Annotated in this window: 14 protein-coding genes and 1 pseudogene; 10 read left to right on the top strand and 5 right to left on the bottom strand. The window is 62.8% G+C overall.

Annotated elements, in window-relative coordinates; genetic code table 11:
* The first annotated feature begins 4 nt into the window (after positions 1 to 4).
* From secY to cmk, 4 genes are all read left to right on the top strand, one after another.
* The gene (gene secY, locus BRA62_RS00180) at positions 5 to 1,438 is read left to right on the top strand and encodes a preprotein translocase subunit SecY (protein WP_292364009.1); all 1,434 of its coding nucleotides are present in this window, start codon (positions 5 to 7) and stop codon (positions 1,436 to 1,438) included.
* A 273-nt stretch (positions 1,439 to 1,711) separates the two neighbouring features.
* Positions 1,712 to 2,287 (top strand): adenylate kinase, encoded by a 576-nt coding sequence (locus tag BRA62_RS00175; protein WP_292364041.1) that lies wholly within the window; start codon positions 1,712 to 1,714, stop codon positions 2,285 to 2,287.
* 6 nt (positions 2,288 to 2,293) lie between these two features.
* Positions 2,294 to 2,914 (top strand): DUF106 domain-containing protein, encoded by a 621-nt coding sequence (locus tag BRA62_RS00170; RefSeq protein ID WP_292364008.1) that lies wholly within the window; start codon positions 2,294 to 2,296, stop codon positions 2,912 to 2,914.
* The gene (cmk, locus tag BRA62_RS00165; protein ID WP_292364007.1) at positions 2,914 to 3,459 is read left to right on the top strand and encodes a (d)CMP kinase; all 546 of its coding nucleotides are present in this window, start codon (positions 2,914 to 2,916) and stop codon (positions 3,457 to 3,459) included. The genes BRA62_RS00170 and cmk overlap by 1 nt, the downstream gene beginning before the upstream one ends.
* A 580-nt stretch (positions 3,460 to 4,039) precedes the next feature.
* On the opposite strand, the gene BRA62_RS00160 is transcribed toward cmk, so the two are convergent.
* From BRA62_RS00160 to BRA62_RS00150, 3 genes and pseudogenes are all read right to left on the bottom strand, one after another.
* On the bottom strand, positions 4,040 to 4,684 hold the full coding sequence (locus BRA62_RS00160) for a V-type ATP synthase subunit D (protein ID WP_292364006.1): 645 nt from the start codon (positions 4,682 to 4,684) through the stop codon (positions 4,040 to 4,042).
* A 10-nt stretch (positions 4,685 to 4,694) separates the two neighbouring features.
* Positions 4,695 to 5,822 (bottom strand): annotated as a pseudogene (locus BRA62_RS00155) (V-type ATP synthase subunit C).
* Between the two features lie 139 nt (positions 5,823 to 5,961).
* The gene (locus BRA62_RS00150; protein WP_292364005.1) at positions 5,962 to 6,423 is read right to left on the bottom strand and encodes a GyrI-like domain-containing protein; all 462 of its coding nucleotides are present in this window, start codon (positions 6,421 to 6,423) and stop codon (positions 5,962 to 5,964) included.
* Between the two features lie 192 nt (positions 6,424 to 6,615).
* On the opposite strand from BRA62_RS00150, the gene BRA62_RS00145 reads away from it, so the two are divergent.
* The 6 genes from BRA62_RS00145 (at position 6,616) to BRA62_RS00120 (ending at position 11,649) form a co-directional block, all read left to right on the top strand.
* On the top strand, positions 6,616 to 7,608 hold the full coding sequence (locus tag BRA62_RS00145) for a histone deacetylase family protein (protein ID WP_292364004.1): 993 nt from the start codon (positions 6,616 to 6,618) through the stop codon (positions 7,606 to 7,608).
* Positions 7,577 to 8,227 (top strand): hypothetical protein, encoded by a 651-nt coding sequence (locus tag BRA62_RS00140; protein ID WP_292364003.1) that lies wholly within the window; start codon positions 7,577 to 7,579, stop codon positions 8,225 to 8,227. Before BRA62_RS00145 ends, BRA62_RS00140 begins: the two co-directional genes overlap by 32 nt.
* 218 nt (positions 8,228 to 8,445) lie before the next feature.
* The gene (locus BRA62_RS00135; RefSeq protein WP_292364002.1) at positions 8,446 to 9,012 is read left to right on the top strand and encodes a hypothetical protein; all 567 of its coding nucleotides are present in this window, start codon (positions 8,446 to 8,448) and stop codon (positions 9,010 to 9,012) included.
* Positions 9,002 to 10,522: an ABC transporter ATP-binding protein gene (locus BRA62_RS00130; RefSeq protein ID WP_292364001.1), complete on the top strand. Its 1,521-nt coding sequence runs from the start codon at positions 9,002 to 9,004 to the stop codon at positions 10,520 to 10,522. The genes BRA62_RS00135 and BRA62_RS00130 overlap by 11 nt, the downstream gene beginning before the upstream one ends.
* Positions 10,453 to 11,238, top strand: a complete 786-nt coding sequence (locus BRA62_RS00125) for an energy-coupling factor transporter transmembrane component T family protein (RefSeq protein ID WP_292364000.1) — start codon at positions 10,453 to 10,455, stop codon at positions 11,236 to 11,238. The genes BRA62_RS00130 and BRA62_RS00125 overlap by 70 nt, the downstream gene beginning before the upstream one ends.
* A gap of 6 nt (positions 11,239 to 11,244) precedes the next feature.
* Complete coding sequence (locus BRA62_RS00120; RefSeq protein ID WP_292363999.1) at positions 11,245 to 11,649, top strand: hypothetical protein; 405 nt, start codon at positions 11,245 to 11,247, stop codon at positions 11,647 to 11,649.
* 71 nt (positions 11,650 to 11,720) lie between these two features.
* Here BRA62_RS00120 and BRA62_RS00115 read toward each other — a convergent pair whose 3' ends face one another.
* Both BRA62_RS00115 and BRA62_RS00110 read right to left on the bottom strand, forming a co-directional pair.
* Positions 11,721 to 12,758 (bottom strand): ABC transporter substrate-binding protein, encoded by a 1,038-nt coding sequence (locus BRA62_RS00115; protein WP_292363998.1) that lies wholly within the window; start codon positions 12,756 to 12,758, stop codon positions 11,721 to 11,723.
* Between the two features lie 106 nt (positions 12,759 to 12,864).
* Positions 12,865 to 13,907, bottom strand: a 1,043-nt coding sequence (locus BRA62_RS00110; RefSeq protein WP_292363997.1) for an ABC transporter ATP-binding protein, incomplete at its 5' end; no start/stop codon positions are given.

Here is a 13,907-nt window from a genome sequence, read left to right as displayed (position 1 = left end):
AACCATGGGAGATCTGCTGGATAGATTTGAACCCATCCTTGCAGCGATGCCTGCAGTCAGAAGTCCTGAGGGGCATGTCCACTTCAAGAACAAACTGATGTGGACGCTTGCGATTCTGCTTCTCTACTTCTCATTGACCAACATCAATATCTTTGGGCTCTCTCCGGAGTCACAGGATATTTTCGGAATATATCGTGCCCTGCTTGCCGGTGCAAGCGGTTCGCTCCTGCATCTCGGTATCGGGCCGATCGTCACCGCGTCGATCGTGCTGCAGCTGCTCAAGGGTGCCGGACTCCTGCAGATCGATACCAGCGAAGCACGCGGGCAGGTCATGTATATGGGCCTGCAGAAGCTGCTCATCTTCGTGATGATCATCGTCGAAGCGTTCCCCATGGTCGCGAGCAGACTGATGATGCCCGACCCGTCGGTGGCGATGCAGTTCTTCGGCGGCAGTACGCTCACGGTCTCGCTTCTGATCTTCCTCCAGCTCTGCATCGGCGGCCTCTTAGTGGTGCTGATGGACGAAGTCGTCACCAAGTGGGGCGTGGGTTCTGGCGTGGGGCTCTTCATCGTCGCGGGAGTCTCGCAGGGTCTCGTGAACGGCTTCCTGAACTGGCAGACGGGCACCGATCCCTTCCCGATCGGGTTCTTCCCGCGGCTGTTCGCCATAGGGACTTCAGGGGCAAGTTTCCTCGAGTATTTCGGCACGGACTTGCTCGCCCTCGTCACGACGATCGCCATCTTCATGGTCATCGTCTACGTGGAGTCGACCCGTATCGAGATCCCGCTCGCGCATACCGCCGTCCGCGGGGCCCGCGCGCGGTTCCCGGTGAAGCTCATCTACGCGAGCGTTCTGCCGATGATCCTGGTCCGGGTGCTGCAGGCGAACATCCAGATGATCGGAATGTTCCTCTCGAACGCCGGGATAACGATCCTCGGCACGTTCCAGGGGCAACAGCCGATCAACGGCCTGATGTGGTATATCGCTCCCATCAACCAGCCGGAGGACTGGATGTGGTGGCTCTCCGACCTCGGGCACGCCCCCTGGGAGATCATGCTGCGTATGGGCATCGATATCACCGTCATGGTGGTCGGGGGCGCGATCTTCGCGCTCTTCTGGGTCAAGACCGCCGGCCTCGACTCGAAGGACGTGGCCCGGCAGATCCAGAGGAGCGGGATGCATATCCCCGGATACCGGCGGAACGAACAGGTGCTCGAGAGGTACCTCGACCGCTACATCCCGCGGATCACCGTCATCGGCGGTGTGTTCATCGGCCTTCTCTCGGTCGTCGCGAACCTGTTCGGTGTGATCGGTGCGGTCGGAGGAACGGGACTGCTGCTTGCGGTGAGTATCACCTACCGCCTCTACGAGGAGGTCGCAAGCCAGCAGATCATGGAGATGTACCCCTTCATGCGCGGGTTCTTTGGGAAAGAATGAGTCCGGAAGCGCTGCCCTTCGGGCAGCGCTGGAGGAGTCATTCTTGGAGAAAAAGGTGCGTCAGCACCTTTTTCGACTAAGAATAAGTCCGGAGGCCCACTCTCCTCCCGGGAGTGAGCCCATCCGACTCCCTTTTCCCAAAAACCGCACAACATCCGTTTTTCCACCCGGACGATCCTCGCGATCGTTCAGCCCGAAGTGATTCCGAAAGGACTTACTTTTCAGACGCGGATTTATTTTATACTGAACTATATTCTAAATGGAGTGATAAAGTTGGGCAAGAAAGTCGTCGTAACGGGGGTCCCCGGCGTCGGGAAGACCACCGTCATCAACGGTGCGATGGAGAGACTGGCGGCCGAGGGCGTTTCCTACGAGGCCGTCAACTTCGGCACGTTCATGTTCGATGTAGCCGTGAAGGAGAACCTGGTCTCGGATCGCGATGAAATGCGCAAGCTCGGAAAAGATGTCCAGAAACGCCTCCAGCAGGCGGCTGCCTCGGGGATCGCCGCCATGAGCGGCGATATGAATATCATCGTCGATACCCACAGCAGCGTCAAGACCCCGACGGGATTCCTTGCGGGGCTGCCCGAATGGGTGCTCCGGGAACTGATGCCCGATATCGTCGTGCTGGTGGAGACCGACCCGGACCAGATCCTGATGCGCCGGCTCGGTGACGAGTCGAGAACCCGCGACATGGAAGGGTCGCGTGCAATTGCCGAGCACCAGGAGTTCAACCGCGCGGTGAGCGCGGCGTATGCGATGTACACCGGCTGCACCATCAAGATCGTCCGGAACGAAAACTTCCTGCTCGAACAGGGCATCGACGACCTGGTGAGTGTGCTGAGGTAACCCGACATGGTAGACCTGAAGAAGCACGGCCCGACGATCGCCCTCCTCTTCACCATGCTCGTGATGCTCTCGTACAGCGTCGAGTGGATACGGGTGACGGTCGGTTCGGCGATGAATGTTGTGCTGGGCCCGTTCATCGATACTCTCGGCGTGCCGTTTTTCGTCATGATCATGATTCTCTCCGGCACGACGGGCCTGTACTCGTCGCTCGTCCAGAAGTACACCATCGATTACGAGAAGATGCAGGAGACGCAGGCGAAGATGAAGGTCTTCCAGAAGGAGTTCCGGGAGGCCCAGCTATCCGGGGATGAAAAGCGGGTCAAGAAGCTCCAGGGGAAGCAGGAACGGATGATGCAGGACCAGCTCGACATCTCCCGGCAGCAGTTTACCCCGATGGCGATCATCCTCGTGCTGTCCGTGCCGATCTTCTTCTGGCTCCTCCTGCGGCTTCCGGAGGTCGGCGCGCAGACCACCTTTGCAAACGGCATCGTGATGCCCTTCCTCGGGGCCGTCACCCTCTCGGGCTTTGCGTTCTGGATAGTCCCTGCGTGGATCCTCTGGTACATGCTCTGCTCGCTGACCATCAGCCAGGTGATCAGAAAGGCCCTCAACATCGGGGGGCTCTGATGCGTATCACCGTCAGCGGCCCGCCGGGAAGCGGCACCACATCGCTCGCCCGGTATCTCGCGGGGAAGTACGGGCTCGACCTCATCTCCGCGGGAGAGGTCTTTCGCCAGCTCGCCCGGGAGCACGGCATGGATCTCGCCGAGTTCGGAAAGTTCGCGGAGAACGATCCCTCGGTCGACCGGATGATCGATGCCCGCCAAAAAGAGATCGGCGAGGGCGCCGAAGACATCATCATCGAGGGCAGGCTCTCGGGCCGGATGATCGGGAACGCCGATCTCCGGATCTGGCTCTCCGCGCCGCTCTCATGCCGGGCAAAGCGGATTGCAGGCCGTGACGGGATGGATGAAGAAGAGGCCCGGGTCTACACCGAGAACCGGCAGCGCTCGGAAGCCACCCGCTACCGGAACTACTACGGTATCGAGATCGACGATCTTTCGGCGTACGATATCGTCCTCTCGTCCGATACCTTCGGGGTGGACGCTCTCGGCGCGATTGTGGATACCGCGATCGCGTGCCTTCGACAGCAGCGTGAAGGCGCTCGTTAGGAGCACTTCACCTTTTTTTATCCGGCTGTTGCCGCGCGTGGTGCCGCGGGAGCCCCGGGGCCTTGACTGCGTTCACGTTCGTTCCCCCGCTCGATGCCGCGACGAGTACAGGATCCAGCTGCATGACCGGGTGGAAGCATACCGATCAATTCCCGGCCACGGGGCTTATCCTGCACGATGGCCGGGAGTGACAACAGGCCGCCCTCTTACGCGACAGAGACAGGGGAGGGGGGAGCACGAGCACCGAAGGTGCGCAGCTCCCACGGTCCGCTGCATGGGAAGATCTCGAAAAAGAATTGGATCCCAAAACGCTCCCAAGACACGGCTTCCCACTGGCTATCGCCATGACTGCCCCCGCCCCGTGGTGTGGGGTGCGACGGGCCGTAGGGCAGGAGTTTGAGCACCGTCAGGTGCGGAGGAGGAGCGCGAAGCGCGGGCGGGGTGGGGGCTGCCATGTGGCAACCTGTGAAGCGAAGGTCGGGGAAGAGACTATGAGACGCGACAGACTTCTGCTCGCGTCACACCGCGACCCCGAAGCAACGACCTCCACCCGAGCCCGGATGGGGGATGACATTGTCTGTCAAAGCCCGGTGCCCCTTTTTGCCTTTATCTTTTTGATGCGGCGGAGCCGTGTCCATTCCTGCCGCTCCATCTCGTCGCGCCGATCCTCGATGAACCGGCGTGTTTCCTCAAGATCCGGGATGATCTTGAACTCCAGCGCGTTCACTCTCCGGCGGGTCCGTTCGATATCGTCGAGCAGCCGCTTGACTCCTCCTTCGAGTTCGGCGCTTGCGATTATCGCCTCGAGAAGGTCCTCGTAGGCGTCGGCGGCGTCATCGATGACCGACGACGTCCCGAGGATACCGTAACCCCGTTGATCGAGTGTCTTCTTCACCATCACCGGTTCGAGTTCCGGGAGCCGCACCCCGAAAACGTTCCTGTGTCCGGCCGTGTAGGCGGGGGAAGTCTCCACTGAGAGTGCTGCAAGGAGCACCCCCGTAGCTCCCTCCATCATGGCGGCGACCGCCACCATCTCCCGTGCCCGGCTGTATTGCTCTTCGAGCATCCTGCGCTCTCGGGCGGTCTGCTCGGTGAGTTTGACCAGTTCCAGCATCATGCCGTCCAGTTTCATCTTAAGGAGACGGTGTATCCTCTCTGCGAGCGCCATCCGCCGCTTGACGAGCAGGAGACCGGATCGGGTTGGTTTGATGTCGTCGACAGGCATGCTATCCCTCCTACAGGACGATGTACTGCCATATCCGCTCGGACGGCAGACCGAATGCTTTCCCCCGTGCGATTGCCCGCAGGTTCGCGATCTCGTACTTCTTCCGCTCAAGATACGCAAGCACCGGGAGGACCGAGAACGGGTGGCGCCGGGAGAGAGATTCCAGCTGGTGGAGCCTGATGCGCGTGACCGCCCTCTCGATCTCGTGAACGGGCCGCCTGCGCTGGTGCCACCGCTGCCAGATCAGTTCTGCGGCGTCGAAGCTTGAAAAGTTCGGGTCCTGCCGGAGTTCGCGCACCGCCTGGGCGAGGACCGGGGCGATATCGGTCGCGAGGAAGGCACTGACGAACTCTCCCTCCGTCTCGATGCCGTAGAGCCGCCGGAAGAGGTCGATGGGGATACGGCCGCCCGGGATCATGGTCTGGTCGATGGCCCTGACATCGCATGCTTCTTCTGCGCAGTGGAGCCGGAGGAGGTTCCTCATGTTGGTGATATCGATCTCGAACCGGAGATAGGCGTTCAGTTCCTGACATCCGCTGCACCCGGATGCGCCGAGGTCGAGCAATCCGGCATAGTATTGCCGGTAGAGCTCGTTCTCGATCCGGGCAAAGGCTCCCTGCTCCCTGCAGATCCGGTAGTATTCCGCAAGGATCGGGTAGAGCCGCCAATCCTAGAGGGCCTCGAGGATCTCCTCGCAGGTCGTGAAGTCGAGGAGGCGGGTGAGGAGCGCGCCGTCGATCTCGCCCGCCGGGATGAGGAGGTCGCGGACCTGCCGCCGGGGTACGTCGTGGACCGTGCCCCGCAGGATCGCCATGACGTTCGCGATGTCCCACCGGTTGAGGTATTCTCCGGTCAGGGTCCGCAGGTCCCCTGGAGCAATCGCCATGGCATGCCGGAACGACTGCGCCAGGTTGCGGTTTACCGCCTCTTCGATGAGCTGGGCGCCGGCGAAGTCGTGCGCGAGATCCACAATCTCCTGCCCGTAATAGTCCCGCCGGCCAAGGTAGGTGACGATCTCCGGTATGCTCATCCCCATGATCCGCAGGTAATCTTCACGGGGAAGGAGTGTGGTCCTCCGGACCCGGAACCGGGTGCAGGCATAGATGTACGAGGGGGAGATCGCGCCGGGCGGGGGCATGTACCCCTATTACCATCCGCTCGTATAAATTCGCACCCTGTTGATGGGCGATGAGGGGGGAGCGGGCCGGGAGATTCGATCCGGGTTCCGAAAACGCATGCAGGTTCTCTGGCGATATAAAATGTCTATAACGGGATGCCTATGTTATCGGCATAACAATCATGGTCAACAGTTCGCTCTCCGGATACTCGGGCCCGTTGTAATAATATTCGTAAACGGTGCCGACAGGCTTGAGCCCGTTTTTCTCTATCCAGTTTGCCATCTCATTGTACGTCGACGCCATCTCTCTATATGGACCGCGATATATGCAAAAGACGACGTTGCCTTCCGGCATGGAGCCCGATTGAATATCCCCCTTTCCCGGCAATGCCTTCGGTACGGGAAACCCCATCTCCACATCAAGATTCTGCATGTCCATGTTGTGATAGGCCACGTACGGCATGTCCGATAGAAATTCCCCCAGCTCCTTCAGATAAGCAGCCATTTTGCCGTAACTTTCACCAATCAGCACGGGTAAATCTTCGACTTTTGTTCTGGTGCGGATCGATAAGGTGGGTTGCTCCCTTTTTCGTAAAATATCGATGTTCGATACTCTTGGCATGTTACTCCTCCAATTTGTGTGCGGTATCGTTCTGCTCCCCGGCGGCGCCTCTCTTTTCCTGTAAGCGCCCCGGGTTCCGTCTTCTCAGTCGATGATTTCATCTCGCTCTTCAAATACTTTCTGCCGGTGGACCTGCTCCCTGTCCGGCAGAGAAGATTCATATCCCGCGCCGCCAACCCACCAACGATCACAATGCCGTACTCGGTCGTGACGGGAGATGTCTTTTCGGCCCACGACCATCGCGGCCACCCCGAGTCGCAGGCACGCCTCGAGGCCGCCCTCGCCGGGGTGCCGCCCGACGCCCGCCGCCTTGCTCCCGAACGGGCAACACTAAAAGACCTGGCGCGGGTGCACACGAACCGGCACATCGAGGTAATCCGCTCATTCTGCAGCGAGTGCCCCCCCGGCCGGGCCTGCTACCTCGACCCCGATACCTACGTCACCCGGCAGTCGTTTGATGCGGCCCTGTACGCGGCGGGGGCCGCATGGCAGGCGGTGGAGCGGGCGCTCGACGGCGAGCACTGTTTCGCCCTGGTCCGTCCTCCGGGGCACCACGCCGCGCCGGACCGGGCCATGGGGTTCTGTCTCTTCAACAACGTTGCCGTTGCGGTGGCCCGGGCGCTTGGCGAGGTCGACCGGGTGGCGATCGTGGACTGGGACCTGCACCACGGTAACGGAACGCAGGCGACGTTCTACACCTCGGACCGGGTGCTCTACTGCTCGGTCCACCTGGCGGGGATCTTTCCCGGGACCGGCTGGCCGGAGGAGCGGGGAGCCGGCCCGGGCTTCGGGTATACCGTCAACGCCCCGCTTGCCGCAGGCTCGACCGGTGCCGATTATGCCCTGGTCTTTGAGGAGGTCTTCATCCCGGCGCTCCGGCGGTTCAGGCCGGACCTCGTGGTGGTCTCGGCAGGCCAGGATACGCTATTTGACGATCCGCTCGGCTTGATGCAGCTTCAGCCCGAAGATTTCGGAGTCCTGACCGGGATGCTGGCGGACGCGGGTCCTGCGGCTCTCGCCCTCGTGCTCGAAGGGGGTTACGGCCGGTCGCATGCAAAAGCCGTCGGAGCGATCGTTGCCGCCCTCGACGGAGTGCGCCCCGTTCCCGGCGCCGAAGAGGCGAAGGCGAGCACCCGGCTGCTCGTGGAGGCGTATGCCGGCGGCAGGCGTGCCGTCCCGCTGTGACGGGATCAGGTTCATCATCTCCCGGGTTGACCCGGGGACGGTGAACCGTATGCCTGATCGAACCCTGATATTCGCGTGCGTCTTCGCGCTCGTCATTGCTCCGGCCGCTTCTGCCGTCACGGTGTACCCGGGGAGCGAGGTGACGCTCGGAGGGACGAGCACGGGGAGCGACACCGTCTATCTCTTCGTGACCGGCCCGAACCTCCCCGTCAACGGCGGGCGGCTCGAAGACCCGCAGACACCCGTCCTGTCCGGGGACCCGGAGAGTTTCACGACGGCGACGGTCGGTGCCGACGACCGCTGGACCTACCGCTGGAGGACGGGTGAAGCCGGGCTCGATCCCGGGACCTACACCGTTTACGCCGTGGAAGCACCCGTCGACCGGTCGGACCTCTCCGGCCACGCCTACACGGCAATTCCCGTCACCCTCGGGAGACCCCCGGGAACCCCTGCGACGCCGACCGCTGCTGTGACCACCGCGGCACCGACGGAACCGGAGACCCCGGCCACACCGACGGCCACACCTCCGGTTACGCCGACGACAGCGGCTCCTGCCGCCGCCGTCCTCACGACGGCCGGTGCGGTGCTTGCTGCGGCGCTCCTGCTCTTGCGGAGGTAACCTTTCCGGGAGCACTCTCCCGGAAAATATATATTCACGAGTGCACTATTTTGTACAACAATGTGCAGCATGTTACCGGGGCCTTCCGCCCCGTCCGCCGCCCCCGGGAATGCCCCTGGAGGACCCGTCCGGCCACGTTCTCAGCCACGCTGGCGTCAGCACTGATCGCCGCATATATCCTATCCGATCGTTTGTTGAATCCCATACTAACCGATACCATGAAATCGAGAGATATTGCAATCGTCGGCATACTCCTTGCCATAGGGGCCATCATCAGGTACATGTCCCTCCTGATCCCCGGCCCCATCGTATCGAACCTTGTGATTGCCTTCTACAGCCTCGCCATCATCCTCATCGTGCCCACGTTCCGTGAGGCGCTCGGGATCGGCGTTGTGGCCGGCGTCGTCTGTGCCCTTCTCAGCCACTCGATCTTCCCGCCCGCAAACCTCGTCAGCGAACCCATCGGTGCGGTCGTCTGTCTTGCGACCTACCTGGTGCTGAGAGACCGGTTCGTTCTCGCCCCGGCGATGACGACGCTTCTGGCCACATTCGCGAGCGGGTTCTCCTTCATCCTCATCGCCATCATCGCCGTGGCCCCGACCGTCCTCGGCAGGTTCGGGACCCTCGAGGCGTTCCTCGCGGTCACCGTGCCGATCGTCCTGATTACGGCGGCGGTCAACGCCGTCGTCGCGCAGGCGCTCGAGGTGCCGGCATCACGGGCGCTGATGCGGGGGACCCGAGAGAAGGCACCGGCACGGGAAGTGAGGCCGGCGGATGAGTCGTAAGACCGCCCTCTCTCTCGAGGGCGTCTCCTACACCTACCCCGGGTCCGGGACGCCGGCACTCGACGGGATCGACCTTGCTCTCGGGAGGGGGGAGATCGTCTTCGTCACCGGCCCTACCGGGGCCGGGAAGACGACCCTCTGCCTTGCGGCGTCCGGCATCCTCCACCACGAATACGGCGGCACGCTCGAGGGCGAGATCGCCGTCCTCGGCAAAAGCGTCCGGGACTACCGGAGCATGGCCGAGATCGGGAGGCACGTCGGCGTGGTCTTCGATGATGCCGACGCCCAGCTCATCTTCACGACCGTCGAGGAGGAGGTGGCCTCGGGGCTTGAGAATCTCGGGATCTCCCATGAAGAGATGCGGCAGAGGCACCGCCGGGTGATGGAGGCGACCGGGATCGCCGACCTTGCGGACCGGGCCCCGCACACCCTCTCCGGGGGACAGAAGCAGCGGGTCGCCATCGCCGCAACCCTTGCTCTTGGAACGGAGATCCTGATCCTCGACGAACCTACCGCCGAGCTGGATACGGAGGCGACCCACGCGGTATCCACCCTCCTGCGCCGGCTTTCGGACGAAGGTACGACCGTGCTCATCGTCGAGCAGAAACTCGGCGAGCTCGCCGCCATCGCGGACAGGATGGTCGTCGTCGAGGACGGAGCGATCGTTGCGGAGGGGTCCCCGGCGCAGATGCTGCAGGACGGCCTCCCCGGGCACCCGGCGGGCGGCGGCGCTCATCCGCCCGCACCGGCGGCAGCCCCGCGAAGCGAGGCGCCACCCGTCATATCGGTCCGGGGGCTTGTCCACCGCTACGACGGCGTTGCGGCCGTCGGAGGTCTCGACCTCGAGGTTGCTCCCGGCGAGATCGTGGCCGTGGTCGGGGAGAACGGATCCGGGAAGACGACGCTCGTCAAGCACTTCAACGGACTGCTCCGCCCCACCGAAGGCACCGTCACCGTCGATGGGCTCGACGCCGCGACCGTCCCGATAGCGGAGCTCGCGCGCCACGTGGGGCTCGTATTCCAGAACCCGGATACCATGCTGTTTGCAGAGACCGTGGAGGACGAAGTGGCATTCGGCCTGAAAAACATCGGTTCCGGCGACACGGGGCAGCCGGTCGACGCGGCCCTTCGCGAGGTCGGCCTCCTTCACCGGAAGGCGGCCTACCCGCGTTCGCTCTCGCGGGGCGAGCGGCAACGCCTGGCCATCGCCTGCGTTATCGCCATGAAACCGAACGTGATCGTGCTCGACGAACCTACGACCGGGCTCGATGCCCGCGAGTCGGGAAGGGTCATGGAGATTCTCGGCCGCCTGCGGCAGGACGGGCATGCGATCGTCATGGTGACGCACGATATGCTCCTCGGAGAGGAGTATGCGGATCGTATCGTCAGGATGGAGCAGGGAAGAATCGTCTATGACGGAAGAACTTGTGAGGAGGAACCATGTCCGAGATTATGCAGTACGTCACCCGGGAGAGCGCCTTTCACCGCCTCCACCCGCTCACCAAACTGATCTTTGCAGCCGTTGTCGTGGCCCTTGCGGTGCTGACGAGCAATACCGTAATGCTCGCGCTCCTTGCCGGTGCGGTCGTAGCCGCGGCGGTAGCAGGGGGGCTCGCCCGCGACCTCCTTCGCCAGGTACCCCTGCTGATCTCGCTCGCGGTGAGCCTGCTCGCCCTCACCATCCTCACCATCAGGAGCGGGGATATCCTCTGCTACCTGGTTCCGCCGTCGGTCCCGGTCATCGGCGGGGCTTTCCCCGTCACTGCCGGGGCGATCGACCTTGCGCTCGCGATGTCGCTTCGCTTCGCCGCGATGATCTTTGCGTTCCAGCTCCTGGTCATATCCACCCAGCCGTGCGACCTCGTCCACGTCATGGACCGTCTCAGGATGCCTGTAGACTACACGCTCATGTTCCTGATTGCGCTCCGGTTCATCCCGAGCCTGCAGCTTGAGGGGAAGCGGATCCACGAAGCGCAGCTTGCCCGTGCCTATAACCCCGGAAAAGGCCTTGCCGGGAAGATAAGAGGCCTCTTTCCCATCATCATCCCGCTGGTCTCGAACTCTCTCGGGAAGGCCACGGTTCTCGGACTGACAATCAATCTGAGGGGGTACCGCTCCGGCAGGAGGACGCCGATGCGGGACCTCGCCCCGGGCAGGGCCGACGTCGCCGGGATCTGCTGTATGGGCCTTCTGGTCGCAGGGTATTTGGCCGTGCTGATCGTATAGCCTGGTATGTGCGACGGTGTACCTCCAACGGCGTTCGAGTTCTACCTGGGCGGAAGCGTCGGCCCGTCCCTCTACGTCAGGCTCGCGGACGGCCGGCTCCTCTACGAGTGGGCGAGTGCCGGCGGCTATTCCGGTGTGGTGATGGAGGCGTGGCCCACGGGGGAGGAATGGGCGCGGTTCCGGGAGGCTGTCGACCGGCTCGGTGTCCGGGAGTGGGAGCCGGAGTACGTCTCCGCCCACTCCTGCTGCGACGTTACCTACTGGCACCTGCGGACGGAGCTGGACGGAAAAAGCATCGTCTCGCGGGGGGCAAACGCCTACCCGGGCTCCTCCGGGCCGGAGGTCTCGAAGCAGTTTTGCGAGTTCAGAGAGGCGGTGGAGCGGCTGATCGGGCGGTCCGCCGGCCCCTGAGGGGATGCCGCGGCCGGGGTGGGCGTCCTCGTTTCAAAAAAAGTTCTGCCGCATTCTGCACGGCACCGGCTCTACCTCTTCCTCCGGACCAGAAATACGGTGAAGAGGGCGCAGATGAGCGGGACCACGCCGAAACCTGGCGATTTGACCGCCTCCGTTGCCTTCGGGGCGTTTGGCCCGAAGACGTCCGGGTGGAGGTCTCGTGCCACCTCTTCCAGCGCATCCACGATCCGCGGGCTCCCACGGCTGACGATGTCGGAGTCAATGACGTAAACACGGCCGTTCCTGACCGCATCGAGTCCCTGCAGGCGGGGCTCGTTCATGATGTAATCGTAGATGGCATCGTACCCGTCCCTGCTCATGCCGGTGCCCGAACTGACCAGGATGTAATCGGGGTCCGTGGTGATGAACTCTTCAAGGCTGACGATGCTCCATGCCTCGACCGCACCGAATGCGTTGGTCCCCCCGGCCATCCGGATCACCTCGTCCTGGAACGTGCCCCGGCCGCTGACCCGGATCGGGTCGTACCAGACGATATGCGCGACGGATGGCCGTTCGGCCAGGTTCTCCACCTTTTCGGTCACTACCTGGAGGCGCTTCCGGAGTTCCTCGATGCACACCGACGCCTGCTCTTCCTGCCCGGTCGCCGTTCCGACAAGTTCGATGTCCCGCAGGACGCCGTCGACCGTCTGCGGGTCGAGGGAGACGACGGTCATCCCGAGGTTCCGCAGGCGGTCGGCAACTTCTCCGGTGTTGCGTGAGGCGAAGATCAGGTCCGGTTCCGCCGCGATCACCTTCTCGATATTGGTGCTGCTGTATCCGCCGACTTTCGGTTTGTCGGCAGCCGCCGGCGGATAGTCACAGTAGTCGGTGACGCCGACGATCCGGTCCTCAAGGCCCAGGGCATACAGGATCTCGGTGTTCGAGGGTGAGAGCGAGACGATCCGCTGCGGTGTTCCCCGGATGACGACGGTCTCTCCGAGATCGTCGGTCACCGTCACGCATCGTCCGGCCTCACCCGCCGTTGCGGGTGTCGCGCCTGCCGTACCGGCGAGCAGAAGGAGCGCGATGATCGACAAAACGGAGAGTATCGGGCGCGTGGTTCGCATTACTATAGGTACGCTTGCGTTACGGTAATAACAGTTTACACATTGACAGTGCGTTACGGCACCGTGGCGTTTGCCGGGTTTAACCCTCCGGGCGAGAGCGCGGGGGTCACCCGCTATCGGAGCCGTCCCGCGAGAGGCGGGCAAGGAGTTCCTCCGCCCCCTCGACCCGGAGAGCCCCGCGCGTCTCCAGTTCGGTCAGCACCGCGCCCGCCTCCCCTCCGGTATAGTCCTCCATCCGGGTGCCGTGGTCTCTTGCGTAGAAGATTATAGGTGTTGTCCGGTAGTCGAGTAGCACCCGGAGGTTGTCGAGGTTCCCCCTGCCGATCGGCATTGCCGTAACGACGACGGCGTCTGCGTCGTCCAGGCACTCCCGGAGGTCCGAGAGCGATCCGGGGGTGATGCCGTGAAACGGGGGTTCTGCAACGCAGGAAAGACCTAAGCGCATGGCCGTCCCGTAATCCGTATCCAGGACGTTTAAGATACCGCAGGTGACCGTAAAACCCGCGGCATGGAGCAGCTGGAGGATGTCGGACCCCGTCCCGCCGCCGCAGACGACATGCACCCGGCGGTTCGTCCCCACACTTGACTGGTGCGTATACATCGGCAGAACATACGGTTTCCCCGTCAGCGGGTGTAGTTTGACGAGGGTCTCCAGCTGAAAGATCGCCTGGATGTTTTCGTAGGTCAGGACCTCTTCGGGTGACCCTGCAGTGTAGACCTTCCCGTCTTTCAGGAGCAGGAGCCTGTCGCAGTAGTATGCAGCCAGGTTCAGGTCGTGAAAGACGCTTACCACCGTGATCTTCCCGGTAAGGCCCCTGATGATGTTGAGGATCTCGACCTGGTGGCTGACATCAAGGTTTGAAGTTGCTTCATCCAGCAGCAGGATCTTCGGCTCCTGCGCGAGCGCCCGCGCTATGAGCACCCGCTGGCGTTCTCCGCCGCTGATTTCGTGCACCGACATACCGGCGAGGTGCGCGACGTTTGCAAGATGCATAGCATGGTCGCAGATCTCCACATCCCGGGGTGTCTCGGAAGCAAGCCTTCCTATGTAGGGATGTCTCCCCATCGTGACGATGTCGCGCACCGTATAATCAAAGCCGATCGAGATCTCCTGCGGAACGACCGCAACCTGACGCGCAAGCTCGCGGT

The organism is Methanoculleus sp. UBA208, from assembly GCF_002498065.1.
GTDB lineage: Archaea > Halobacteriota > Methanomicrobia > Methanomicrobiales > Methanoculleaceae > Methanoculleus.
Note: the sequence above shows the minus strand (reverse complement) of the source record. Positions and strands in the feature narration are given on the sequence as shown.